The organism is Streptomyces sp. NBC_01210 (genome assembly GCF_036010325.1).
Lineage (GTDB): Bacteria > Actinomycetota > Actinomycetes > Streptomycetales > Streptomycetaceae > Streptomyces.
Genome location: NZ_CP108549.1, coordinates 554,938 through 581,392, shown reverse-complemented (window position 1 = coordinate 581,392; position 26,455 = coordinate 554,938). Strand labels below are relative to the sequence as shown.

At 68.8% G+C, this 26,455-nt stretch carries 16 protein-coding genes and 3 pseudogenes; 9 read left to right on the top strand and 10 right to left on the bottom strand.

The window, feature by feature from the left end; all coding sequences use genetic code 11:
• Positions 1 to 6: 6 nt before the first annotated feature.
• Complete coding sequence (locus tag OG735_RS02650; protein WP_327321490.1) at positions 7 to 882, bottom strand: universal stress protein; 876 nt, start codon at positions 880 to 882, stop codon at positions 7 to 9.
• Between the two features lie 429 nt (positions 883 to 1,311).
• On the opposite strand from OG735_RS02650, the pseudogene OG735_RS41805 reads away from it, so the two are divergent.
• A pseudogene (locus tag OG735_RS41805) lies at positions 1,312 to 1,635 on the top strand (pyridoxamine 5'-phosphate oxidase family protein); the annotation flags it as partial.
• Between the two features lie 298 nt (positions 1,636 to 1,933).
• A complete protein-coding gene (locus OG735_RS02640; protein WP_327321487.1) occupies positions 1,934 to 3,121 on the top strand; it encodes an aminotransferase class I/II-fold pyridoxal phosphate-dependent enzyme in 1,188 nt (395 codons plus the stop codon).
• Between the two features lie 48 nt (positions 3,122 to 3,169).
• Here OG735_RS02640 and OG735_RS02635 read toward each other — a convergent pair whose 3' ends face one another.
• Complete coding sequence (locus OG735_RS02635) at positions 3,170 to 5,002, bottom strand: diguanylate cyclase domain-containing protein (protein ID WP_327321486.1); 1,833 nt, start codon at positions 5,000 to 5,002, stop codon at positions 3,170 to 3,172.
• A 411-nt stretch (positions 5,003 to 5,413) separates the two neighbouring features.
• Positions 5,414 to 6,769: a S1 family peptidase gene (locus tag OG735_RS02630; protein ID WP_327321485.1), complete on the bottom strand. Its 1,356-nt coding sequence runs from the start codon at positions 6,767 to 6,769 to the stop codon at positions 5,414 to 5,416.
• Between the two features lie 537 nt (positions 6,770 to 7,306).
• Here OG735_RS02630 and OG735_RS02625 point away from each other — a divergent pair.
• Positions 7,307 to 10,684 (top strand): pyruvate carboxylase, encoded by a 3,378-nt coding sequence (locus tag OG735_RS02625; protein ID WP_327321484.1) that lies wholly within the window; start codon positions 7,307 to 7,309, stop codon positions 10,682 to 10,684.
• Between the two features lie 380 nt (positions 10,685 to 11,064).
• Here the strand turns inward: OG735_RS02625 and OG735_RS02620 are convergent, their stop codons facing one another.
• From OG735_RS02620 to OG735_RS02600, 4 genes and pseudogenes are all read right to left on the bottom strand, one after another.
• A complete protein-coding gene (locus OG735_RS02620; RefSeq protein WP_327321483.1) occupies positions 11,065 to 12,087 on the bottom strand; it encodes an NADP-dependent oxidoreductase in 1,023 nt (340 codons plus the stop codon).
• A 134-nt stretch (positions 12,088 to 12,221) separates the two neighbouring features.
• Complete coding sequence (locus OG735_RS02615) at positions 12,222 to 14,933, bottom strand: SpoIIE family protein phosphatase (RefSeq protein WP_442812372.1); 2,712 nt, start codon at positions 14,931 to 14,933, stop codon at positions 12,222 to 12,224.
• Between the two features lie 935 nt (positions 14,934 to 15,868).
• Entirely contained in the window at positions 15,869 to 16,867 is a 999-nt protein-coding gene (locus OG735_RS02605) for a DUF3048 domain-containing protein (protein ID WP_442812371.1), read from the bottom strand.
• A 118-nt stretch (positions 16,868 to 16,985) separates the two neighbouring features.
• Positions 16,986 to 17,936, bottom strand: a pseudogene (locus tag OG735_RS02600) (IclR family transcriptional regulator domain-containing protein); the annotation flags it as partial.
• Between the two features lie 195 nt (positions 17,937 to 18,131).
• On the opposite strand from OG735_RS02600, the gene OG735_RS02595 reads away from it, so the two are divergent.
• From OG735_RS02595 to OG735_RS02580, 4 genes are all read left to right on the top strand, one after another.
• A complete protein-coding gene (locus OG735_RS02595; RefSeq protein WP_327321482.1) occupies positions 18,132 to 19,355 on the top strand; it encodes a PP2C family protein-serine/threonine phosphatase in 1,224 nt (407 codons plus the stop codon).
• A gap of 151 nt (positions 19,356 to 19,506) precedes the next feature.
• Positions 19,507 to 21,165, top strand: coding sequence for an FAD-dependent oxidoreductase (locus tag OG735_RS02590; protein WP_327321481.1), 1,659 nt, complete (start codon positions 19,507 to 19,509; stop codon positions 21,163 to 21,165).
• Positions 21,162 to 22,673 carry an ATP-binding protein gene (locus OG735_RS02585; RefSeq protein WP_327321480.1) on the top strand — a complete coding sequence of 504 codons (1,512 nt, stop codon included), beginning with the start codon at positions 21,162 to 21,164 and terminating at the stop codon, positions 22,671 to 22,673. Before OG735_RS02590 ends, OG735_RS02585 begins: the two co-directional genes overlap by 4 nt.
• A 120-nt stretch (positions 22,674 to 22,793) precedes the next feature.
• Complete coding sequence (locus OG735_RS02580) at positions 22,794 to 23,258, top strand: organic hydroperoxide resistance protein (protein WP_442812370.1); 465 nt, start codon at positions 22,794 to 22,796, stop codon at positions 23,256 to 23,258.
• A 23-nt stretch (positions 23,259 to 23,281) separates the two neighbouring features.
• Here the strand turns inward: OG735_RS02580 and OG735_RS02575 are convergent, their stop codons facing one another.
• The 3 genes and pseudogenes from OG735_RS02575 to OG735_RS02565 form a co-directional block, all read right to left on the bottom strand.
• Positions 23,282 to 23,419, bottom strand: a complete 138-nt coding sequence (locus OG735_RS02575) for a hypothetical protein (RefSeq protein ID WP_327321479.1) — start codon at positions 23,417 to 23,419, stop codon at positions 23,282 to 23,284.
• 267 nt (positions 23,420 to 23,686) lie between these two features.
• Positions 23,687 to 24,094, bottom strand: a complete 408-nt coding sequence (locus OG735_RS02570; RefSeq protein WP_327321478.1) for an HAD family hydrolase — start codon at positions 24,092 to 24,094, stop codon at positions 23,687 to 23,689.
• A 109-nt stretch (positions 24,095 to 24,203) separates the two neighbouring features.
• Positions 24,204 to 24,497 (bottom strand): annotated as a pseudogene (locus OG735_RS02565) (HAD family hydrolase); the annotation flags it as partial.
• 72 nt (positions 24,498 to 24,569) lie between these two features.
• Between OG735_RS02565 and OG735_RS02560 the strand changes: the two are divergent.
• Complete coding sequence (locus tag OG735_RS02560) at positions 24,570 to 24,983, top strand: VOC family protein (RefSeq protein WP_327321477.1); 414 nt, start codon at positions 24,570 to 24,572, stop codon at positions 24,981 to 24,983.
• Between the two features lie 395 nt (positions 24,984 to 25,378).
• Complete coding sequence (locus OG735_RS02555; protein WP_327321476.1) at positions 25,379 to 26,401, top strand: zinc-dependent alcohol dehydrogenase family protein; 1,023 nt, start codon at positions 25,379 to 25,381, stop codon at positions 26,399 to 26,401.
• Positions 26,402 to 26,455: the final 54 nt, after the last annotated feature.

Genomic DNA, 26,455 nt, shown 5'->3' with positions numbered 1-26,455 from the left:
ACGGGCTCATACCCGCTGCGGTACGACGACAACGGGGCAGGCGGCGTGGTGGAGTGCTGTGTGGGCCAGCCGGCCGAGCTGGAGGCCGAAGTGTCCCGGACGGCGTTCGGCTCCGACGATCAGAAGGTCCGCGGTGGCCGAACGTTCGAGCAGCACCTTTCGGGCCGGGCCCTCCACTGTGGCGCGTCGCACCTGGACCGCGGGGTGATCGCCCGCAGCCCTGCCCAGCGCCTCGTCGAGCAAGGTGGCGGCCCGCATCTCGTGGAGTTTCGCGGTGTCGCCGGTGAGCAAGGGGTGGTCGGTCGTCTCGTGCGCAGGGCAGCGCCATGCGCGTACGGCATCGAGGGTGCAGCTACGGGCCTCGGCCTCGCGGAACGCGAAGCGGACGGCGCTGGAGCCTGCGGCGAGGTCACCGACACCCAGGAGGATCCGCTCGTGGGTGCCCGACAGGCCGGCCAGGTCGCCGCGCACGACGATCACCGGGCAATCGGCACGTGCCGCCACCGCCAGGCTCACCGAGCCGAGCAACAGACCTGCGAGGTCCCCGCGACCGCGTGATCCGGTGACGACTGCGAAGGCGTTGTGCCCCTCCCGCAGGAGTGCGGTCACCGCCTCCTCGGGCACCACCTCGGTGGACACCTTCACATCCGGACTGCACCTATGGGCACGCTCCGCGGCGGTACCGACGATGTTGTCCGCGAGCACCTGCTCGGCGGGGCGGTCAGCGCTGTACGAAGGCGTCTCCCCTTCGTAACGCTCCCACAGGGACGCGTACACCAACCGCAGGGGAATTCCATGGCGAGCAGCCTCCTCCGCCGCCCAGTCCACAGCCCCCAGGCTGGAATCCGATCCGTCCACACCCACGACGAGGGGCAACTCCATCGTCCCCACCACCTTTCATCCGGCTGGTCGGAGAGGTTGCTGATGTCACCGTCCCACCGTGCGCGGGGCGGTGAGGAGGGGCGCTTCGGCCCTCATCCGGGACGTTCGGCCCAAACTCCCTTCACGCGTCCCGCAGACGGTGTCCCCCAGTCGTGCGGGAAAACAGCCACAGGGCATCGGCTTCTCCCGCCATGGTTGGAGCACCATGGCCAGCCTTCGGCGTCCGCCTGCGACACGGACTGAATTCTGCCGTCCATGGACCGTCATAGCGGCAGGCCACGCCGCAGGGCCTCCCGGGCTGCCAAGTGCGCTGCGGCGACACTCTCGCGGGCGCCGTCCCCCTGGACCGGGCACAGGCCCCCGGTCCGCCCATGGGGCCGATGAACCTCACTTGAGGAACCAGCCGGCCCATGCGGCAGGCGCTCATTGGAGCTCACCGCCGACGAGTGCCGCGAACTGCTGTCGACGCACGGCGTGGGCAGGGTGGCGGTAACCACTGCGGACGGACTCGCCATCATTCCCGTCAACTACCTCGTCGTGGACGATGTCGTGGCGTACCGAACATCGCCCGATTCCGTTCCGTCTGCCGCGGCAAATTTGGAGGTCGCCTTCGAGGTGGATCACATCGACGATGCGTTGAGCCAGGGCTGGAGCGCTCTCGCTGTCGGCCCCGCACGTGCCGTCACCGACCCTGAAGCCGTGCGCCGGCTGGAGGAACAGGCGTACACCACTCCTTGGGCCCGACGCCCCCGACGCCCCCGACGACGCGGGTGGCCGATCTCCCACCACCCAGCCGTCAGCAGCCCATCATCACCAACGGAGTCCCGGTCCTGGGTCAAAGCCTCACGCCGGGCGATATCGGCGATCGGAGGAATTCACCATCCGGCGGAAAGATTGTCCGGGGTGATCGATTTTGACCGGGTAGAGGTTTATTTTTATAGCCGCGTGTGTCGATTCGGAAAATATTGATTCGACTAAGGGGCTGGGAGGGTCGCCGCACGGGACGAGTCGATACGCTCGCTCAACGCCGGAAGCCCGGGGGAGGGCATTGATGAGCGTCATTGAGAAGTGCACGGTGTACAGCCGATCCCGCGAACTCAAGAGAAGCGGGCTGTACCCCTATTACCTCAACTTCAGCGAGCGGGACCGGGGCGTGGCTCGGCTTCCGGACGGCCGCGAGGTCGTCATGTGCGGTTCCAACGACTACCTGGGACTGAGCACCGACCCACGCGTATGTGGAGCCGCCGCTGAAGCGTCGCGCCGATATGGCGCAGGCTGCACGGGTTCTCGTCTCCTGAACGGCAACCTCGACCTCCATGACCACTTGGAGAAGGAGCTCGCCGAGTTCTTCGGCAAGCCCGCCGCCCTGCTGCTGACCACGGGCTATCAGACCAACCTGGCCGCTGTCACCGGTCTCTGCGGTCCGGGCGATCATGTTCTCATCGACAAGCGGGCGCACGCCTCCCTCGTCGACGCCGCTCGGCTCAGTCGGGCCAGAGTCCAGTGGTTCACGCACAATGACACACAGGACCTGACCCGCAAGCTCGATCAGCTTCCCGAGAACGCGGGTCGGATGGTTGTGGTGGATGGCGTCTACAGCATGGAGGGCGATCTTTGTCCACTGCCTGAATTAGTGCGGGTGTGCCGGGAGTACGAAGCCACTCTCCTTGTCGACGACGCGCACGGCGTCGGTGTGTTGGCCGAGGGCAGGGGAACCTGCGCCCACTACGGGCTCATGGCGGAAGTGCCACTCGTCACGCTCGCCTTCTCCAAAGCTTTCGGATCAACTGGCGGAGCCATCCTCGGTGATGAGGACGTAATCGAGTACCTCCGCCACAACGCTCGCAGCCTGTTGTTCTCCGCGAGCTTGAGCCCGGCCAACACGGCAGCCGCATCCGAGTCGCTGCGCATCCTTCAGGAGGAGCCGTGGCGCTCCGAAGCGGTGATCTCCAAGGCGGATTTCATGCGAAGGGAACTGGCGTCGCTCGGTTATTCAATCGGCGCCGGCCAAGCGCCCATAGTCCCCATCGACACGGTGGATGAAAAGCGCACGCTCATGGCGTGGGATCTCCTGATCGAGCAAGGAGTGTATGTCAACGCGGTGCTTCCTCCCGCAGCGTCGCCGCGCCTGAGAAGCAGCTACATCTCGGTGCACACCGATGAGCATCTCGCGCGAGCACTCGAGGGCTTCGCCGCAGTCCGCGACCAAGTACTCAACGACTTTTTCAACTCGAACTGACCCGCAGTCAACAGCGCCACCGGCACTCTGCGCACCATCGCTCTTTTCTCACCCCGGTGAGATACAGGAATCCTCTCGGAGAATTGAAGAACTTGGACGCTCATTGTTGTGCGTCTGCGGCCGATACGCCTGAATGCGGCCCTTGCCCGCGGCCTTGGCGCCGTACATCGCCAGGTCGGCGTTGCGCATCAATTCGGCGGGGGTGATTCCCGGGGTTGCCACCGCGAGCCCGATCGAAGCCGCGACCACGGCCTCGGTACCGGCGAGGCGGTACGGCATTGTCAAGGCGGACAGCAGCCGCTCCGCCACCTCCCGCGTGCGGGACTCGCACGCTCCGGCGTGCCCCTCCAACAGTGCGGCGAACTCATCCCCACCGAGGCGGGCAACGGTGTCCTCCGCTCGTACCGCGGCCCGCAGCCGCCGCGCTGCCTGGATGAGCAGTTCATCACCCGCTGCATGCCCGGCCGAATCGTTCACTTTCTTGAAGCCGTCCAGGTCGAGGAAGAGCAGTGCGGGTGGGGCGCTGTCGGCCGACCGTTTGGCCAGAGCGTGCTTGATCCGGTCGGCGAACAGAGCACGATTGGGCAGGCCGGTCAGCGCATCGTGGAACGCCAAATGCTCCAGCCGTGCCTGCAGCGCAACTCGCTCGCTCGTATCCCGGCTGTTGACGATCAACCCGTTGGCGTGACGGCTGATCGTCGACTCGACGTGGCGCCACTGTCCGTCGGCCGACCGCATCCGGCAGGACACACGACGCCCAAGGCTGTGACTGCCGAGCTCGTATTCCTCCCGCAACTTACTGACGGCCTTTGTCAGCGGCGGCAAGTCGTCGGGGTGGATGAGCAGCGGCAAGTGGGTGCCGAGCAGATCCTCGGGCCGGTATCCGAAAACCTGTTGCACGGCTGGACTGATGTAGAGGAGGACGCAGTCTTCTCCAGCGACAGCGATTACGTCACTCGAACCCTGGACGAGCGTACGGAAGTGATCCTCGCGGGTGGCCACCTCTCTCGCGAGGCAGAGACTCTCGGCATGCACCACGCCCTGACGCGCGCTCAGCGCGAGCAGCACGGTGCCTCCGACGACCGGCGTGACCACATCAAGGCGGTCGCCGGACAAGGTGTGCAGCACCACGGCCACCGCGCAAACGACTACGGGGAGGAAGGCCGCCACCACCCCCGCCACGGGCAACTCCCGCCGGTCCACGCCCAGGACACTGTCGCCGCCGGGCAGCCACGGCGCTGCGGCGATGAGGAACATACCGGTCATCGAGCATGTCTCGGTGACCGGCAGGGCCGTTGGGACGACAGGATCTGCCGAGAAGATGCGGAGCGTGTCGCTCACCGCGAAGATCGCCAGACCGACTGCCGCCACGCTGACGGACGCGCGTTGCCCGCGTCGCATGGCGAAGCGCAGGACCAGCAGCAGTCCCAGAACGAGGATGTCCGCGACCACTCGGCCGAGATCGGACAGCGCTGCCAGGACGTCACCGCCCAGATCAGCCCGATGCAAGAGGAGTACCCAGCCAAGGGTGAACAATGATCCAGCGATCATCCACCCGTCCAAGAGCCGTCGCAACCAAGTGAGCACCGTGCCGCCGTCGCCGGTCGCGACCACCATCCCGGCCACGCCCAGACCGAGCGCGAGGGCGATGCCGGCCACTGCCAGCAGCTCGATCGCCGCATAGAGCATCCCCGTTGACCCCCTCAGTGCGGTCAACTGGCGCAGCACAAGCTCATGCACGCCGGCCGCGCCCGTCGATACGCCGAGCAGCAACAGGCGCAGTCGTACTCGCCCCGTGGCCGAACGTGCACGCGCGAGGATGGAGAGGACGGCCACACCGTGCGCAGTGGGCACCCCGATGTCTGCAACCAGCAGGCCCAACTGGGCGAACCGTCCGCCCACGGTCGCGGCGACCGCGGAGCCGATGCACACAGCCTGACCGACTCCGGCCACATACAGCCAGCGGTTGCGCAGCTCGCCCTGAGGCGGCCCGCCACCGTCACCGCGCTCAAGCACCCTGTGCAACACGAACTCCCCGATTGTGCCCAGCTCAGAACCCTCGCCCCTGAATCTCCACGTGGGATGGAAATAGGGACGGTAGAAACGTAGAAGATCCCCTTCTCTAATCGGCACGTATGATAGGGGGTTCACCTGAAATAATGACGGATATCTGTACTTCCGGGACTTTGGGTGGTAGTGGGGCCTCGGTGATCTCGACATCGCCGATTGCTTCTGTACGACGCCACCGGACAAACGTTTCACCGGAGAGGCAGTCCGGGCCGCGCTCGAGGGTCAGCTCCAGCTTTGGGAGTACCGCATGCGGTAGCGGCGGCGATCCTGAGCAGACCAGATCGAGCGGGTGGCAATCAGTCCGACAAGACTCACCGCGATGACCACCAGTCCCGGTGCGAGGGCCCGGGGGCTGACGATTCCGCTCACCGTCGCCGGACCGTTCGCCTGTCCCGGCACGAGTGGCGTATCGGCCCCGGCGGCAGCCGACGGCTCAGCGGCAGGGTTGAGGGGAGCCTGGCCCGCGCGGTTGCCGTCTGCGGGAGCGGCGGTTCCGGTCAGGCTCACGCCGAGGGCCGCCATCGCCTTGGTCACCGGCTGGAAGTACGTGGTCCCCCCGCTGGTGCAGTCGCCGTTGCCGCCCGAGGTCACCCCGAGCGCCAGCCCCTGCGCGAACAGCGGGCCTCCGCTGTCCCCGGGCTCGGCGCAGACCGTTGTCTCGACCAGTCCGGTGACGGTGCCCTCGGGGTAGTTCACCGTGGCGTTCAACCCGGTCACCCGGCCGGAGCGCAGCCCGGTGGTGCTGCCGCTGCGGAAGACCTGCTGCCCGACGAAGGGATCGGCGGCCGCAGTGATCTGCACACCCTGGCCATCACCGACGTTCACGATGTTGGTTCCGCCGGCGGCCTGGCCGCTCTGGTACTGGATGAGGGCGAAGTCAGTACCAGGGAAGCGGCTCTCAGTGGTGGCGCCGACTTGCTGGGCGCCCCGTGTGCCGGTGAACCAGGAGGTGCCGACGGGACCGCAGTGCCCGGCCGTCAGTATGAAGTTGTTCTGGCCGTTCGTCACGTTGAAGCCTGCGGAGCAGCGGCCGTCGCCGGAGAGAATCGGCTCGGCGGCGTTGACCCTGGTGGTGAAGGAGCCTGTGGTCCGATGCATCTGTACGAAGCCGCCGATCCCCTTGGCGACGTCGGACATGCGCGACCAGTCGGTGGCTGAGACGGTGCTGTCAGCCTGGACGACGACCTTGTTGGACGCGTAGTCCATGGCCCACGCGGTACCGGGCACGCGGGGTGCTTCGCTCAGCGTCTCGGTGGCCGTACGGAGTTGGCGCATGCTGTACCGGACGACCTTGGCGCGCGCCCCCGTCCGCTTGACCTCGGCCGCCGCGTCCGCGTCGGTCACCGCGACGACCTGGCGCCCGTCGGAGCCGATCCAACTGCCGGCGGTGCGTGATACTCCGAGCTCTGAGACGAGACGTGCGCCCACGTCGTTGTTGCCAGAGGTGCTGCCCGCGTCCCCTCGCGGGGCGGAGGGCTCACTCGCCACGGCGTCCGTGATCATCAGCCCGCCGCAGAGCAGTCCGCCGACGGCCGCCAGCCGCGCGATTCGCTGCAGCCTGCGTCGTGCGTGCGTCATCTCTGGCCCCTAAGTCGCTTCGAGGCGGCGCTACGAACGCCGGGGGCCCGGAATTCACGAGCCCTACTTCCATACGTGGCGTGTTGCCATGTGGTTCAGCGCCTACCGGACAAGCCGTTGGGGATGGAACTCGCCACCTGTCCGGCCACCCCGGCGAATTCACCATCAGGTCGCCAACCTCATGCCCTGGGCCAGTGCCCCGCCGGTCGCACAGTTGGGCCTGCTGAGCCAGCTCAGGGAGTCGACGCGTGCTGCCAGGGGGTGCGTACGGCGGTGATCACAAGCCGTCGGGTACGGTGGCCACGCCCCGGGCTCCGGAGGGCCGAGGCCGACAGCGTCGTCGGCCTTCACCGGAACGAGGCATTCATGCCCTACCAATGAGGAATGCACCCCTGCCGATCGGTATCGGCCGATGCGGTGCCCAGACCAACAGACTCATCGACACCTTCCACGAGGCAGCCGTATGCCCTTCTCGGCGCCGGTGACGACATCGCCGGTCCTCAGGCCGCCCCGTCCGCGACGCAACAGGGGAGTTTGATGTTCGGCAAGGTATTGGTCGCCAACCGTGGTGAGATCGCGATCCGCGCGTTCCGCGCAGCATTCGAGCTCGGCATCTCCACGGTGGCGGTGTTCCCCTATGAGGACCGCAACTCATTGCACCGGGCCAAGGCGGATGAGGCGTACCAGATCGGTGAACCCGGCCATCCCGTGCGGGCGTATCTGTCGGTCGATGAGGTGATCAAGGCCGCGCGCAGGGCCGGAGCCGAGGCGATCTATCCCGGCTACGGGTTCCTGTCGGAGAACCCGGACCTGGCCGCGGCCTGCGCGGATGCGGGGATCACCTTTGTCGGACCGCCCGCTTCGGTACTGAATCTGACGGGGAACAAGGCTCGTGCGGTCGCGGCGGCGCGGAAGGCCGGCGTCCCGGTACTCAAGTCGTCGGAGCCGTCCGCGGACGTGGACGCGCTCCTTGCGGCGGCCGACGACATCGGCTTCCCGCTGTTCGTCAAAGCCGTCGCCGGTGGCGGCGGGCGGGGCATGCGGCGGGTCGCCGAGCCCGGCGAGCTGCGGGAGGCGATCGACGCGGCGATGCGCGAGGCGCAGTCCTCGTTCGGCGACGCGACGGTTTTCCTCGAGCAGGCGGTGGTGAACCCGCGCCATATCGAAGTACAGATCCTCGCCGACGCCGACGGCAACGTCGTGCACCTGTACGAGCGGGACTGCTCGCTGCAGCGGCGCCACCAGAAGGTCGTCGAGATCGCGCCCGCACCGAACCTCGACCCGGTCCTGCGCGAACGGATCTGCGCAGACGCCGTCGCCTTCGCACGCCACATCGGCTATGTCAACGCCGGCACGGTCGAGTTCCTGGTCGATGAACGCGGCAATCACGTCTTCATCGAGATGAACCCGCGTATCCAGGTGGAGCACACGGTGACCGAACAGGTCACTGGCCGGGACCTGGTGATCGGGCAACTGCGCATCGCCGCGGGCATGACGCTGCCCGAACTGCACCTGACCCAGGACGACATCGTTCTGAACGGTTCGGCTCTGCAGTGCCGGATCACCACCGAGGACCCCGCCAACGGCTTCCGGCCCGACACGGGCACCATCTCCGCCTACCGCTCGCCGGGCGGACCCGGTGTACGGCTCGACGGCGGCACCGTGCACACCGGTGCCGAGGTGTCGGCTCACTTCGACTCGATGCTGGTCAAGCTCACCTGCCACGGGCACGACTTCGCCAATGCCGCCCGTCGCGCGCGCCGGGCCATCGCCGAGTTCCGTATCCGCGGAGTGGCCACCAACCTGCCCTTCCTCGGCGCGGTGCTCGACCACCCCGAGTTCCGCGCGGGCCGCATCACGACGAGCTTCATCGACGAGCACCCCGAGCTGGTCCGGGCCCGCCCGTCGGCCGACCGCGGCAGCCGCATGCTCACCTACCTCGCCGAGACGACGGTCAACCGCCCTCACGGGCCCCGCCCGGTCGTCATCGACCCCGTCGACAAGCTGCCGGCCACCTCCTTCACCGCGCCGCCGGCCGAGGGCTCCCGGCAGCGCCTCGCAGCGCTGGGGCCGGAGGCCTTCGCCGCCGCACTGCGCCGTCAGAAGGCGGTCGCAGTCACGGACACCACCTTCCGCGACGCACATCAGTCCCTGCTGGCCACCCGGGTGCGCACCCGCGATCTGCTCGCGGTCGCCCCGCACGTCGCGCACACCACACCGGAGCTGCTGAGCCTGGAGTGCTGGGGCGGCGCGACATACGACGTGGCGCTCCGCTTCCTCGCCGAGGACCCGTGGGAGCGCCTGGCGGGAATCCGTGAGGCGGTGCCCAACATCTGCACCCAGATGCTGCTGCGCGGGCGCAACACCGTGGGCTACACCCCTTATCCGACCGAGGTGACGGAGGCGTTCGTCGCCGAGGCCGCCGCCACCGGCATGGACATCTTCCGTATCTTCGACGCACTCAACGACGTCTCGCAGATGCGTCCCGCCATCGATGCGGTGCGGGCGACGGGAACGGCACTCGCGGAGGTCGCACTCTGCTACACCGCCGACCTCTCGGACCCGGGTGAGTCGCTCTACACCCTCGACTACTACCTCCGCCTCGCCGAGCAGATCGTGGACGCGGGCGCACATGTGCTCGCCATCAAGGACATGGCCGGGCTGCTGCGCCCACCCGCCGCCCGCACGCTGGTGACGGCCCTGCGGGAGCGGTTCGACCTGCCGGTGCATCTGCACACCCACGACACGGCGGGCGGCCAGCTCGCCACGCTCATCGCCGCGATCGACGCGGGCGTCGACGCTGTGGACGCCGCTGTGGCCTCGATGGCCGGCACCACGAGCCAGCCGCCGTTGTCGGCCCTGGTCGCCGCTACCGACCACAGCGAGCGTGAGACCGGCCTGTCGCTGCAGGCAGTCGGTGATCTGGAGCCGTACTGGGAGGCGACCAGGAAGGTCTACGCGCCCTTCGAGTCCGGTCTCGCCTCACCCACCGGCCGGATCTACCACCACGAGATTCCCGGAGGCCAGCTGTCGAACCTGCGCCAGCAGGCGATCGCGCTGGGCCTCGGTGACCGCTTCGAGCTGATCGAGGACTGCTACGCGGCGGCGGACCGGATGCTGGGCCGTCTGGTGAAGGTGACTCCCTCGTCGAAGGTCGTCGGCGACCTGGCGCTGCATCTCGTCGGAGCCGGGGTCGAGGCCGCGGACTTCGAGTCCGACCCGGGCAAGTTCGACGTACCCGACTCGGTTGTCGGATTCCTCCGCGGTGAACTGGGCGACCCGCCCGGCGGCTGGCCGGAGCCATTCCGCACCCGCGCTCTGCACGGCCGTCCGGAGAAGGCCGAGACGCCGACGCTGTCCGACGAGGACCGGCAGGGCCTTCGGGAATCGCGCCGGGCGACGCTCAACCGGCTGCTCTTCCCCGGCCCGACCAAGGAGTTCGACGCCCACCGAGAGGCATACGGCGACACCTCCGTCCTGCCCACCCGGGACTTCCTCTACGGTTTGGAACCTGAGACCGAGCACACCGTCACGCTCGAACCCGGAGTCACCCTGCTGATCGAACTGGAAGCCATCTCCGACGCCGACGAGCGGGGCTTCCGCACGGTGCTGGCCACCCTCAACGGACAACTGCGGCCGGTCCCGGTCCGGGACAAGTCCATCGCCACGGAGGTCAAGGCGGCGGAGAAGGCCGAGCGTGGCAACGAGCGCCATGTCGCGGCCCCCTTCGCCGGAGTGGTCACCCTTCAGGTGGAGGAGGGCGCCTCGGTGTCCGCCGGCCAGACCGTCGCCACCATCGAGGCAATGAAGATGGAGGCTTCCATCACCGCCCAGACCGCCGGCACGGTGAGTCGGCTCGCGATCGGCAAGATCCAGCAGGTAGAGGCGGGCGACCTGCTCATCGAGATCAACTGACGCCGTGGTGAAGGGGTGGCCTGGTGAAGGGATCTCCGGGCCACCCGTCAGCTTGACCATGAGACACCGTGGCGTGGCAGTCGCGCTGCTGGACTCGTACGTTCCGACGGGTGTGGGCAGCGGGGAAGCTGCCGACGAGCCCGGCGCTCCGACGCACTGCAGTCGGGCGGCGGGCGCGCGCCGCTCCGATCAGTCGGCTTCGCCTCAGATACTGGGCCATCTGGTCGAGCATCCGCGACATCAGGTGCGCGGCGTCGCCGGGGCGTCACGCCGGTATGCGGACCCGGCGGTGCCCCCTCCGCTGCGCGGGGGCGGGCCGGCGCCGGCCGGAGGGAGCGCGCCCCCTGCGTCGGCCGGGCCCCGGGCCGCTCAGGTGCCTCTCAGGCGTCCTGCTGGTCCGCCACTTCGAGGACGAGCTTGCCGTGGTTCTCGCCGCGGAAGAGCCGCAGCAGGGTGTCGTGGAACGTTTCGATCCCGCCCTGTACGACGTCCTCCCGCGTCTGCAGTTTCCCCTCCGCCAGCCACCCGGCCAGCTCGGCAGCGGCCTCGGCGTACCGGTCGGCGTAGTCGAACACCACCATGCCGGTCATGGTGGCGCGGTTCACCAGCAGGGACAGGTAGTTGGCGGGGCCCTTGACCGGCACCACACTGTTGTACTGGGAGATCGCGCCACAGATGACGATACGGGCGCCGCGCGCGAGCCGGGTCAGCACCGCGTCGAGGATGTCGCCGCCGACATTGTCGAAGTAGACGTCCACACCGTCGGGGGCCAGCTCGCGCAGCGACTTCTTCACATCGTCGGCCTGATAGTCGATGGCGGCGTCGAAGCCGAACTCCTCCACCAGCATCCGGCATTTGCGTTCGCCGCCGGCGATGCCGATGACCCGGCATCCCTTGATCTTGGCGATCTGGCCCACCACGCTGCCCACGGCCCCGGCTGCGCCGGACACCACGACCGTCTGGCCGGTCTCCGGGCGGCCGATGTCGAGCAGTCCGAAGTAGGCCGTCATACCCGTCATGCCCAGGGTGCCGAGGTATACCGGCAGCGGCGCCAACTTCGGGTCGATGCGTATGACGCCCCTGCCGTCCGAGACGCAGTACTCCTGCACGCCGAAACCGCCCGACACATAGTCGCCCTCGGCGAAGCCGGGGTGCCGGGAGGCGATGACCCGCCCGACCGCACCCGCGCGCATCACCTCGCCGAGCTTCACTGGCGGAATGTACGACTTGCCCTCATTCATCCAGCCGCGCATCGCCGGGTCGAGCGAGAGCTGCAGTACTCGCACCAGCAGCTCGCCCTCACCCGGCTCGCCGACCGGCTCCTCGGTCCGTTCCCAGTCGGTGGGCCGGGGCAGCCCCACCGGGCGAGCGGCCAGACGGACTTGGTGGTTCATGCGGCTCATGCGGGTTTCTCCTCGAAGCGGTGACCGACTGGTCGGTATGTCACTCACGAATCTAGCTCCCGCCACCCCGCCCGGCAACGCCCCCTGGCCCCGGATACCGGGGGCACGCTCACCGACGGCCACGCTCCCGCCGATCAGGGCAGCGACAGCTCCGCCCAGATGACCTTCCCCTGGGGGGTGTAGCGAGTGCCCCAGCGTTCGGCCATCTGCGCCACGAGGAACAGGCCGCGGCCTCCTTCATCCATCGTGGCCGCATACCGTAGATGGGGCGAGGTGCTGCTGCCGTCGGAGACCTCGCAGGTCAGGGTGCGGTCGCGCAGCAGTCGCACGGTGACCGGTGCCGAGCCGTAGCGGAGAGCGTTGGTGATCAGCTCGCTGAGCACCAGCTCCATGGCGAACGCGAGCTCGGACAGACCCCAGTCGTCCAGCTTCTCTGCCACGGCGGCGCGCATCCCTGCCACGGCGGCGGGATCGAACGGCACGTCCCAGTTGGCGACGTGATCGGGCGGGATCGCCCGTGTACGGGCGATGAGCAGCGCCACGTCGTCCTTCGGCCGGCCGGGCAGGAGCTCGTCGAGCACCGCCTGACAGCTCTCCTCCGGCGGCCGGTCGGGATGGGACGCCAGGGCCTGACGCAGCAGCTCGATCCCCACGTCGATGTCCCGGGTGCGGTCCTCGATGAGCCCGTCGGTGTAGAGGACGAGTTGTGTGCCTTCTGCCAGTTCCAGTTCGGCGGTCTCGAACGGCATACCGCCCAGGCCGAGGGGCGGCCCGGCCGGCAGATCGGGGAACGACACACTGCCGTCGGGGTGGACCAGAGCGGGCACGGGGTGCCCGGCCCGCGCCATGGCGCAGTGGCGGGAGACAGGATCGTAGATCGCGTACAGGCAGGTGGCGCCCGTGACCCCCGCACCGGCCGCCTCCACCTCCTCCTGGTCGATGCGCCCGACCAGGTCGTCGAGATGGCTGAGGATCTCGTCGGGCGGCAGGTCGAGCGTGGAGAAGTTGTGCACCGCCGTGCGCAGCCGTCCCATCGTGGCCGCCGCGTGCAGGCCGTGGCCGACGACATCCCCGACGACCAGCGCCACACGACTGCCCGGAAGCGGGATCACATCGAACCAGTCGCCGCTCACCCCGGACAGCGCGGGCAGGTAGCGGTGGGCGACCTCGAGGGCGCTCTGCTCGGGCAGGGCCCGCGGCAGCAGGCTGCGCTGCAGAGCCACGGCCAGGGTGTGCTCACGGGTGTAGCGGCGGGCGTTGTCGATGCAGACCGCCGCCCGGGCGACCAGCTCTTCGGCCAGGGACAGGTCGTCCTCCTCGAACGGCTGGGGCTTCTCCGAGCGCCAGAAGTTGGCCACGCCCAGGACGACGCCCCGCGCCTGGAGGGGCACGGTGATGAGCGAATGGATGCCGTACTCGACGATCATCTGTGTCCGCACCGGGTCCTGGGCACGCCAGCCGGGCGTGGCGGACAGGTCGGGCACCAGCTCCGGCCGGCCGCTCCCGAAGCCCCGTGCCTGCGGTGTGGAGGGGAGGAAGTCGATCAGGCGGTCGAGTTCGTAGAGGGGATGGTCATCCCGGATGCCGTGGACGGCGGTGCGGCGCATATCCGTGGCCGTACCGGCCGGCTCCTCCCCGCGCAGCACCGGATCGGCCAAATCGACGGTGACGAAGTCGGCGAATCGGGGGACGGCGACCTTCGCCAGTTCCTCGGCCGTACGCACCACGTCGAGGGTGGTCCCAATGCCCAGACCGGCGTCATACAGCAGTCTCAGCCGCTCGCGGGCCATCTCCGCCTTGCCGTACAGCGCCCGCAGCTCCGTGGAGTCACGCAAGGTCGCGACCGTCCCCTTGGGGCCACCGTGACGATCCGTGGGCCGCTGGTTCACCGCAAGCAACCGCTCGCCGGCCAGGTGCACCTCGTCCGTGGCCACGCGGCCCGAGGCCAGCAGCTCCACCGTGGGGGGATCAAGACTGGGCAGCTCCGAGATGTGCCGTCCCTCGGCATCGGGCGGCAGCTCCAGCAGCCGCCTGGCCTCGTCGTTCGCAAGCAGCAGCTGACCTTCGGTGCCGACGATGAGCACACCTTCGCGGACGGAGTGCAGCACGGCGTCGTGATGCTCGTACATGCGGGTCATCTCGGCCGGGCCCAGACGGTGGGTCTGCCGCCGCAGCCGCCTGGCCACCAGCGCCGTCCCGCCCGTGGCCAGGGCGAGCGCGGCCGCTCCGGCGCCGAAGATGATCGGCAGCTGTCGGTTCACCACGCTGGTCACGTTCTTGACCTTCAAACCGGCGGACACCAAGGCCACGACTTTGCTCTTGTTGTCGAAGATGGGGACGGTCGCCTGTACCTCGTGGCCGAGCGGGCCGTGGACGCTCTCTGTGTACACGTGGCCGGCCAGCGAGGGCTCGATGGTGCCGACGAATCTCTTCCCGATCCGGTCCGGCTTTGGATGCGTGTAGCGGATCCCCTTCGTGTCCATGACCACGATGAAGTCGACGCCGGCCGCCTTCCGCCCCGCCTCGGTGAGAGGCTGGAGCACCTTGGAGGGATCAGGGGTCTTCAGGGCGGCCAGAACGCCCGGAGAGTGCGCGAAGGTCTCCGCGACGGCAATGGAACGGTTCTTCGCCTCCCTGCTGCTGTCGAGCCGGGACTGCAGCACAAGCGCGAGCACCGCGGTCGCCACGAGCAGCACCACCACAGCCACCTGCAGGGCGAAGACCTGCCCGGCGACGCTCCGGGGATGCTTGTCGGTCAGTGACCGAACCGGTGAGCTCCGGAATCGGCCGAAAAGTTTGACCACGTTGACCTTTCTAGCACCGCACGGTGCTCTGCGGCCAAACATTGATGGTCTGCAGACGGGTCGAGGGCTGGCTCTTCACGGGGCACCGAAATCATTGCAGGGCGGCTGGGTCGGGGGCTGATCACATCAAGGTGCGTTCAGTGCCGGACGCCCCCTTCTGCAATTCCACCCGACAACCCCTCCGCCGCCCACGCAAGTCAGGCAGGCCGACCACACTCTGGCAGACCCGCATCTCAAGCACGGTTGCAGTACGGGTACTCCGGCAGCGCTTCGCCATTCCTGCTGGTCAAGGGCCTGATTTTGCGTGTAGGTCGTTCCTGGTGCCGCAGCCGAAATGATGGCCCAGCGCCCTGGTACGGGCCAAGCGCCGGCATTCCGGAGCGGCAGGACTGTACTCACGAGGCAAGGGGACGCCCGGCGGCGGGGGCGGCCAGTGCCCCCTCGACGCAGGGCCATGGACCTGGAGCTCTCCGAAGGGCTCGGCCTGCTCGACGCCGCCCCTGCGGCGCCGCAGGCCCGGCCCGTACCAGCTGCAGGCGGCCATCGTGGCCTGCCATGCCGCTGCGACCGACGCCGCTGCCACCGACTGGGCGCCGATCGCAGCCCTGTACGGGCAGCCGGCAATGCTGGTGCCCTCGGCCGATCCGACGGCCGGCGGAGATCACGGACTGCTCCCGGACCAGGCCAGGCCTCTTCGGGAGTTCCCCGGGCCCTGCTTCAGCGCTCCCCGTCGCTGGAGACCGTGGTCGACATCTGTTGCGGCGCGGTCGTCGACGTATAGAAGGCGCTGAAAGTGCCCGGTTCCGGCTGCGAGCAGAAGCCCGGCCCCGGGGCGGGGCCGGCGCCGGGCTTCGGTGGGGTCGCCAGCCGGGTCGAGCGAGAAGAACGGGCACGGGCAACGAGAGTCTGCCAACCAGCAATGCGGCAATGACTTCCCGCAGGCCCGGACAGCCATGGGGACGATCGACGGGCGGGAGTCAGCGAGCCTCGTACACGATCCAGATCTGTCCTGGGGCGAACGGCATGCGCCCGCCGTCCGGCGTCGTGAACGCGGTGCCGGACTCGGCTGTGTCCCGTTTCCAGTCGGCCTCGTACGCTGTGCCGTTGCGCAGGACCAGCGCGGCGCCGGAGCCCACGGTCTCGGTATACGGAGAGTTGTTGCCCCACCGGTCGTGGAAGCTCGACGGTCGCACCGTCACGTACTGCAAGATGACCGTGGCCGCACCCAGTTGCTCCCCTGACGCTGCCCGGAAAGGCGTGCCGTCCATGGTCAGCAGCCACTGCTGCCGGCCTGCCGACCAGGTGAAGCCGAAGCGTGCGGCTGGATAGCGGACGGTGTATGCGGCGGTCGGTTTCCCGCCCGGGGGCGGGGGGCCGAAGCTGAGCCCGGCGTATCCGGCGGCGTTTGTGCCAGGGGTGTCGCGCAGGGCCCGCTCGGGCCGCAGATACAGATTGTGCGGGGCGGCTCGATCCCGGCTGCGGAAGTACGCGGCCGGTGCCTTGTCGGGCGGAAGCGCGTTCAAGGGAGCTGCCTTGATGACCGGGAGGAGCTTGGTCTGTGCCCCGGAGAAGGCGAGGGTCGGCCGGTCGAACTGCCGGAGCAGTTCCAGGTCGGTTTCACGAGCGCTGCGCACCGGACCGACGACGGGCGGCACGTGGGAGGAGTAGAGAGCGAGTATCCGGCTGAGCCCGGACTCGACCTGCTCGACGTAGACGATGTCCGCCTTGTCGAGGCCGGTTTGGGGGCGGGCCGGGCCGACGTTGTCGATCTTCACCGCGAGTACGTGTGAGCCTGGCACGGGCGTGGCACGACCGCCCGGCGGCCTCGTACCCGCGCCGCCCTGGCAGCCCGACACCGCGAGGGCGAGCGTGGCCACCAGCATCGCGAGCGTGGCCACTGCTGATTTCCTCCGCGGCCCCCGCCCGGCACGCTTTCGGGCGGTCGTGGACTGACCACAGCACGATCTGTTCCGCATGTCTCCATTCTCGGACGACCGAGAGCGGGGAGGTTGGGCCGAACGTCTCAGATCGAGGCCGAACCACCCACCCCACCCCCTTCGGTGATCGGCCGCGTGACGATACCTCGGCTGTCACTCACAGCGTGGACCCCACGCAGGCGCCCTGGAGCACTCTGTCTGCGACCCGCGGTTCAGGCGTCGGGATCCTCGTGAAGCGCCCGGCGATGTGCAGGTCGGCGTCGATCCGGGCGGCTGTCGCCTGCAGTTCGGGCAGGACCTCGGGCAGACACTGTTCCACCGTGCGACGGCTGCTGTGCATGGCGACGTTCACGGCCGCGACCGCTCGTCCGTCGAGGTCGCGCACCGGTACGGCGAGTGAGCGAAGGCCCTCCTCGAGAACCTCGTCGACCAGCGCGTACCCGTCCTCCGCCACGTTCTCGAAGACCGCGTCGAGCTCCGGCAGGCGGGTGATGGTCCGGGGTGTCAGCGCCCGCAGTTCGGTGCGCTCCAGCCGGGCGGCGCGATCCCGCGGCGGCAGGTCGGCCAGCAGGACGCGGCCCATGGACGCCGCGTAGGCCGGAAAGCTGGTGCCGATCTGGATGTTGACGCTCATGATGCGGCTGGTGGCGACACGGGCCGTGTACTGGATCGCGTCGCCGTCGAGCACCGCCAGGGACGCCGAATCGTGCACCTGCTGGACGAGTGTGACCAGATGGGCGAGGCGAGTGGCTCGGCGCTGTGGCGACTGGTGTGGCTCACCACGCTCACCGCGCAGACCACTTCTCCGTCGGGGGCCCGGACCGGCAGCGCGAGGGCGATCAGGCCCGGTTCGATCAGCTGGTCGTCCACGGCCCAGCCCTGCCGACGGGCTGCGGCCGCACGCTCTTCGAAGGTGAGACCGTCCTCGGCCGCGTGAAGAGGTGGCAGGGCGGGCAGGACGGCGTGGCCGTCCGGGTCGGCGGCACGTCGCGCGCCAGTGCGCCCACTCCTCCTCGCTCCAGTACCCGGCAAACACCGTTCCCTGCGCGGTGCGTTCGGCGGGCAGCAGATCCCCGATGCGGGCCGAACGGTCCCGGCATCGATTGCGATGAGTGACGGGGCGAGGCGGGCGGGTGTCAATGCGCCGGTGGCGGGAGTTTGCCGTCCGACTGGGCGAAGGGAGCTGAACACACGGCGGGGGCCCCGAGTCCCGGGCTTCAGCCCGCGCGGGAGTGCTGGAAGCCTCGTAGATTGATCAGTGGGCAGGGCCATGGACCGCAGGAACGGGCAGGCGCGTGATGGCATGACTCTCGACTACGCAGCGCTGTTTGCCGCCACACCCAGCCCCTACCTGGTGCTCGACACAGATTTCTTCATCGTCGACGTCAACCACGCATATCTTCAGGCCACGCTCCGCACGAGAGAAGAACTGATCGGGCAGTACGTCTTCGATGCCTTTCCCGACAATCCCGCGGACCCCGAAGCCGACGGGGTGCCGAATCTCGAGTCGTCGCTCCACCGCGTACTGAACTCCCGTAAGCCCGACTCGATGGCCCTGCAGAGGTACGACATCCCACTCACCGACAGGCCCGGTCGGTTCGAGGAGCGGTGGTGGTCCACGATCAACACCCCGGTCCTGAAGCCGAACGGCACCGTCGGATGGGTCATTCACCGGGTCGAGGACGTAACCGCCTTCATCCACGCGCGTCGCCCGGGCACAACCCACAGCACGGGGGGCGAGGAGATGGAAGCCGAGCTCTACGCGCGGGCACGCGAACTGCAGCGACTCAACGAAGAACTGCGCCAGGCACACGCCCGTGAACGCCACGTCGCGCTCGCGCTGCAGGAGGCCATGCTCCATGTACCCGATCTGAGCAAGCACACGGACATTGCGGTGCGCTATCTACCCGCCATCGGATCGCTGAACGTGTGCGGCGATTGGTACGACATCGTCGATCTCCCCGACGGCTGCTTCGCCGTAGCGGTCGGTGACGTGGTGGGCCACGGGCTGCAAGCCGCCACCGTCATGGGAATGCTCCGCAGCGCGTTGAGCGCCGCGGCCCGGGCGGTCGAAGGCCCGGCCAAAGCACTGGAAGTGCTGGGTCTCTACGCCCGATCCGTCGACGGGGCACTGGCCGCCACCGCCGCCCAGGTACTGATCGACACCGGTCGCCGCCTGATCACCTACAGCAGCGCCGGGCACCCACCGCCCATCCTGCTGCATCCGGACGGTGCCTGCGAGCTTCTGGACCAGGCCACCGACCCGCCGCTGGGCGCCCGACCCGCACACGCTCCCCGCCCCGAGAGCAGCCGCGCCTACATCCCCGACGCCACCCTCGTGCTCTACACCGACGGACTTGTCGAGCGCCGAGGCGAAGATATCGACATCGGCCTCGCCCGCCTCACCGATGCCCTGACCCACCACCGGCGACTCGGAGCGGAAGGCCTCGCTGACGCCGTACTGGCCCGTCTCGACGTGAGTGGCGGGGCCCGCGACGACATCGCCCTCGTCATCGTCCGACTGTGACGCCGGCCGGCGTTGTGGCTGAGGGTGCCGTTCGCCAAGCTCCCTTCCGGAGCGCCGCGCTCCGGCCTCCGGAGATCGTTGCCGGAGCCGAACCCGGTGATGTTGGGTTTTCGCATCGCAATGGTTATCGGTGCGGCGCATGATGGTGGGCATGGCGAAGCCGACCATCCTGACCGTCGACGACGATCCGGGAGTGTCCCGAGCCATCGCCCGCGACCTCCGGCGCCGGTACGGCGAGCGGTATCGCGTGCTCCGCGCACCTTCGGGTGAAGAGGCATTGGAGGCTTTGCGGGAGGTCAAACTGCGAGGCGAGCCGCTCGCGGTCATGATCGCCGACTACCGCATGCCGACGATGAACGGGGTGCAGTTCCTGGAAGCGGCCATGGACCTCTTCCCGCTGGCCAGACGGGTGCTTCTGACGGCGTACGCCGACACCGGCGCAGCCATTGATGCGATCAACATCGTCGATCTCGATCACTACCTGCTCAAGCCGTGGAGCCCGCCGGAGGAGAATCTCTATCCGGTGCTGGATGCGCTGCTGGAGGTGTGGGCGAGCGCGCCCGACCCAGAGGTGGGGGAGACGCGGATCGTCGGCCACCGCTGGTCGGCGCCGTCTTTCGCGGTGCGGGAATTCCTTGCCCGCAATCTTGTGCCCTACATCTGGATCGCCGCGGACGACCCCGAAGGCGGGCGGCTCCTGGATGCGGCCGGGCTCAGCGCCGACGACGTGCCGCTGGTGATCACGGCCGACGGCAAAACCCTGCAGGCGCCGAGCGAGGCCGAGCTTGCCGCCCAGGTGGGGCTGAGCACCACCCCGGCCTCCGACTTCTACGACGTTGTTGTCATCGGCGCGGGCCCCGCAGGTCTCGGCGCCGCCGTATACGCGGCCTCCGAGGGGCTGCGCACCGTACTGGTGGAGCGGAGCGCAACCGGAGGGCAGGCCGGCCAGAGCAGCCGTATCGAGAACTACCTGGGTTTCCCCGACGGAGTGTCCGGGGCGCAGCTGACGGAACGCGCACGTCGGCAGGCCACCCGTTTCGGCGCCGAGATCCTCAGCGCGCGAGAAGTGGTGTCGCTCGAGGCGGCGGGGGCAGGCCGGGTGCTGCACTTCAGCGACGGGACCTCGATCGGGGCGCATACCGTCGTCCTGGCCACGGGGGTGTCGTACCGGCGGCTGGCGGGGCCGGGCCTTGATGAGTTCACCGGAGCGGGCGTCTTCTACGGCTCGGCCTCCTTCGAAGCAGCCAGCTGCACGGGGGACGAGGTGTACATCGTCGGCGGGGCCAACTCCGCCGGCCAGGCCGCCGTCTACTTCTCCCGCTACGCCGACCGCGTCCATCTCCTGGTCCGGGGAACCGACTTGACCCGGTCGATGTCGCACTACCTGGTACAGCAGATCGACGACATCGCCAGTATCCAGGTTCACCCGCACACCGAAGTGGCGGGCGGCGAGGGCGACAGGCATCTGCAGCGCCTGACACTGCGTGACAACCGCACGGGTGCCGTCACCACGACCGATGCCTCATGGCTCTTCGTCTTCATCGGCGCGGAACCGCCCACGCAATGGCTCGACGGTGTCGTCGCCCGTGACGAACGGGGTTTCGTGCTGACCGGTCCCGACCTGCTGTCCGGGGGAGCGCGTCCCGCGCGCTGGCCGCTGTCACGGGACCCCTACCACCTCGAGACCAGCGTGCCCGGTGTCTTCGCCGCCGGCGACGTACGGGCCGAATCGGTCAAACGGGTCGCATCCGCGGTGGGGGAGGGCGCCATGGCCGTCTCCCTGGTGCACCGTTACCTGGAGGCGCAATGAATGCCGCGAGCCCGCGCGACAGGCTCAGCCCGGCCGAACTGCAGACCCTGTTCCTCTTCGAGGCCCTCGACGACGAGCAACTGGCCTGGCTCGCCGAGCGCGGCCGCGTCGAGGCGCGACCCGGTGGAGCGCCTGTCTACTCGCAGGGCGAGGCCGCCACCTGCTTCTTTGTACTTCTCGGTGGCACGGTCGCCCTCGTCCGCCGCCTCCACGGCGACGACATAGAGTTCGGCCGCACCGATCAGGTAGGCGTCTACAGCGGAGCCACTCAGGCCTACCTCGGGGACCGGGTGGACCAGGCCTACCCCAACACGCTGCGAGCCATCACGGACGTCGAACTCTTCGTGCTGCCCGCCGAAGAGTTCGCCTACGCGGTGCGCACCTGGTTCCCCATGGCCCTGCATCTGCTCGAAGGCCTCTTCTTCGGCACCCGTGCCAGTAACACCATCATCGGCGAACGCGAACGCCTGGAGGCCCTCGGCTCGCTCACCGCCGGACTCACCCACGAGCTCAACAACCCCGCGGCGGCAGCCGTACGCGCCACCGACTCTCTGCGCGACCGGGTCACCAAAATGCGCCACAAGCTCGCCCTCATCGCCGACGGCCGTGTGGACGGCACTCGACTGCACCACCTGGTCGAGATGCAGGACGCGGCCGTCCAGCGCGCCTCCAACGCCCCCAAGTTGTCGGCGATCGAGGCCTCCGACGCCGAGGACGAAGTCAGCGACTGGCTGGAGGACCACGACGTGGGCCGGCCCTGGGACATCGCCCCCACCCTGGTCGCCGGCGGCATCGACGCCTCATGGCTGTCCGAGGCGACCGACAGCCTGGGCGACGAGAACCGGCAGGCCGCGGTGGGATGGCTGACGTACACGATCGACACCGAGCTCCTGATGGGAGAGATCGAGGATGCCGTCAACCGCATCTCGGGTCTGGTGGATGCGGCACGCCAGTACTCCCAGCTCGACCGTGCCGCTCAGCAGCCCGTCGACGTCCATGAACTCCTCGACGCCACCCTGGTGATGCTGCAGGCCAAAATCCCCCCGGCCGTGCGGGTGGTGAAGGAGTACGACCGCAGCCTGCCGCCCGTTCCGGCGTACGGCGCGGAGCTCAACCAGGTCTGGACGAACCTCATTGACAACGCACTCGGCGCGATGAACGGCAGCGGTACCCTCACGATTGCCAGCTGGCGCGACGGCGACCGACTCTTCGTCGAGGTCCGCGACACCGGCTCCGGCATCCCGGCCGACATTCGCCCGCGGATCTTCGAGCCCTTCTTCACTACGAAGCCGGTGGGCGAGGGCACCGGTCTGGGCCTCGACATCTCCTACCGCATTGTGGTCAACAAGCACCATGGCGACATCAGAGTGGACTCGCAGCCGGGTGACACGAGATTCCGCGTCTGCCTGCCGATCACACCGCCCTCGAACCCCGAGGAACCGTCGCCCGGTGCTGCTGAGAACTCCCGAACCGAACCTGCCGTCCCGACAGGAGAGGTGCCCGCATGAGAGGTGCCCGCATCAGAGAGGAATCTCCTGCCGGAACGGTCCTGCCTCGGACGCCCCGTCGTGTCGCCGTACTTTGTTTCGGCGACGTGGCGGGTGCGGTGTGTCGGCGGGAGATCCGGAGTGGAGGTCGAGATGGCACGAGTTCTTTACACGGCGGAGGCAACCGTCACAGGCGGTCGCGCCAGCGGCCATGGGCGCACAAATGACGGGGTCCTGGACGTCCAGCTCCGTGTGCCGAAAGAGATGGGCGGCGATGGGGGTGGCACGAACCCGGAGCAGCTCTTCGCAGTGGGTTATGCGGCCTGCTTCGAGGGTGCACTCGGCGTGGTGGGGCGTCGCGAACGCGTCGAGACGGGCGACGTTTCGATCGACAGTCGGGTCAGCCTCCTTCCCACCGAGGATCATGGTTTCAAGATCGCGGTTGAGCTCCATGTAACCCTGCCGCAGATTCAGGATCCTGAGCAGTCAGCGCGGATCGTCGCTGCCGCACATCAGGTGTGTCCTTACTCGAATGCCACACGGGGCAACATCGACGTCACGCTGACCGCCAACGGTCACGATGTCGGCTCACTCGGGGGCGGGTGAGCCCAGCGGGGATCGGCGCGCCGTCAGATGGTCGCCAGGCGCACCGTGAGCGCGGCAATGGCGAGGACGAGAGGAATGGCCGCGTTCGTAGTGGGGTCCCGGACGCGCAGATGGGAGCCGACGGCGTCGATGAAACAGAGCGACTTAGGCAGTACCCGCACCCCGTCCGAGGGTGGAGTCGGGTCGGGTCCAGTCACCCGCGGCGTAGGCCACACGGCAGGGTCGCCCACTGGAAGCCACCCTCCAGCCTCCACATCGATGCTCTCCGGCCCGAGGTACGCCGTCCGCCGCGGCCACCGGAGGCACTCGCCCCGCCCCGCGCGCAACGGGGCGCGCTGGGGCAAGCCGATTGCACTCCCGGAGCAGGCCCCGGGCCTATGGTCGATTGCCGGAAGGCCAGCCCGGCCGATCGCACCGGTCCGAGCCGATCAGGCCTTGCTGAAGAGCTGTTCGAGGATGACAGCCACCCCGTCTTCCTCGTTCGACACGGTGTGCCGCCGCACCGCGGAGAGCACCGCAGGATGGGCGTTGGCCATGGCGAAGCCGGTGCCTGCCCATTGCAGGATGGCCAGGTCGTTCGGCATGTCGCCGAACGCGACCACCTCCGAGGAGTCGATTCCGCGCGCGGCGCACAGGGCAGCGAGGGTGCTTGCCTTACTGACACCCGGCGCGCTGATCTCCAGCAGACCCACTCCGCCCGAGTGGGTGAACTGCGCCACCCCGCCGGCCGACGCTTCCGCGGCTGCGAGCAGGAAGTCCGCATCGAGCTGCGCCGACCAGGCGAGCAGCTTGGTGATGGGTACATCGGTCAGCCACAGGTCCAGCAGGGACGCCACTGCCACCTCGGTGTCGGCGCCCCCCGGGGAACCGAAGCCCGAACCCCGGCTCGTACAGAACCTGATGGCCCGTCTCCACGGCGTAGCCCAGTCCGGGTGCGGCTTCCGAGAGCACGGTGGCCACCTGGCGGGCGGCGGCCACCGGCAGGGCCCGTGTTTCGACGACGGTGCGCACCGCGACGTCGTAGACGAGGGCACCGTTGCTGCACACCGCCGTTCCGACCAGGCCGGTCGCGGTGGTGAGCATGTCGACGAACCGGGGTGGCCGGGCGGTGACGAGGACGATCTCCGCACCGGCGTCGACGACGCTGCGCAGGGCGCGCGCGGTGCGCTCCGAGAGAACGCCGCCTCGGCGCAGGAGTGTGCCGTCGAGATCGGTGGCGATCAACCGAGGAGGTTTCATCGCCCGATGTTACTGAACCGCCCGGCGCCCGGCGCTCGGAACCGGGACCGGAACTGGGATAGAAAGATGGGTATGGAACTCACCCAGATACGCCTTCTGGTGGCCGACTTCCCCGCCGTCTATCGCTTTTACCGGGATGTGCTGGGACTCAAGCCGCAGTTCGAGGCCGAGAGCGGCCCGTACGCCAAGCTCAGTCCCGATACCGGACACGCCGCGATCGCGCTGCAGGACCGAGCGCAAATGGCCGGTGTGCTGCCGGGGTTGGAGAGTGATCCGAACGGATACCGGGCTCTGGTGGTGCTGCGGGTGGATGACCTGGACGCCGCGCACGCCGAGCTCGCCTCGCGGGGGGCGGAGTTCGTCCGGGACCCGGGACCGATGGGCGACCGGATGCGGGTCGCGTATCTGAAGGACCCGGAAGGAAATCTGATCGAGCTTCAGGAGTGGCTGGCGTTGCGTGAGCGGGCCCACAGCGCGCCGGCGTAGGAGAGGCAGCAGCTGGTGGTCACCTCAGGCGGCCCAGCACGCCGGGCGCGCCGTCGGCACAGTGGGCCGCACCGGGACGTATCGTGCTCTGCCGACAGGCCAAACGCCCCCGCAGGAGGCCGAAGTGGATCGAAGAGAAGTCGCCGAGGTCCTGAACAAGCCGCTCGCGCTCGAGCTCATGTCCTCGGACATCCCTGCTCGCGTGGCTTACACCGCTGGACGGAGGGCCACGCGTCGTCCCCCTCGGCTTCCTCTGGTCCGGCGCTGACATCGTCATCTGCACCCTGCCAAGTGCGTACGAGGTGCGGGCGCTCGCCGCCAACCCGAAGGTAGCGCTGACCACTGTTCGTCGGTGACGTTCGCCGGCTGAGAGATGAAGAGCGGGCAGGAGAGTGATGACGGTGCCCCCGAGTCCGGTGGTTACATCCGCCTGGGTTGTCGAGCACCCCGTGCCGATCGCGTCCGCCCCGCTGCGGTTTGTGGAGCGCGAGACTTCCGCGCCCGGCCCGAGTGAGCTGTTGCTGCGCGTGCGCACCTGCGGGGTGTGCCGGACCGACCTGCATCTGGCCGAGGGTGACCTGGCACCCCACCGGCCACGCTGCACGCCGGGCCACGAGGTCGTGGGCGAGGTGATCGCCGCGGGGTCCGCCGTTCAGAACTTCCGCGTCGGTGACCGGGCAGGGGCTGCCTGGCTGGCGGAAACCTGCGGGCAGTGCCACTACTGCCGTACCGGGCGGGAGAATCTGTGCCCCGACTCCCGCTATACCGGCTGGGACATCCACGGTGGCTTCGCCGACTACATGGTCGTGGATGCTCGATTTGCCTACGTCCTGCCGGATGGGTGGGGTGACGAGGAAGCCGCGCCACTGCTGTGCGCCGGAATCATCGGCTATCGGGCGCTTCAGCGGGCCGACCTGCCGCGCGGCGGTCGGCTCGGCATCTACGGGTTCGGAGCCTCCGCGCATCTGACCGCCCAGCTCGCCATCGCGCGGGGTGCTGAGGTCCATGTCGTCACTCGGTCGCCACCAGCGCAACGGCTGGCGCTGGAACTCGGGGCGGCGTCCGCCGGAGAGGGCGCACCCCCGCGGCCGCTGGATGCCGCGATCCTGTTCGCCCCGGCCGGGCGCCTTGTGCCGGCGGCGCTCGAGGCGCTGGACCGCGGCGGCACACTCGCGATCGCCGGTATCCACCTGAGTGCCATGCCTCCGCTCGACTACGACCAGCATCTCTTTCAGGAGCGGACCGTGCGCAGCGTCACGGCCAACACCCGCGAGGACGGCCGTGCCTTCCTCGCCGAAGCGGCGCGGCTGCGGCCTACGGTGCGGGTCACGCGCTATCCGATGCGCAGGGCCGACCAAGCCCTGGAAGATCTTGCGGTCGGTCGCGTCACCGGGGTCGCGGTACTCGTCACGTCATGATCCACTGCCGCGCGGCCCGCCCGCTCGGGCACCGCTCAGTGGTCAGTGCAGCGG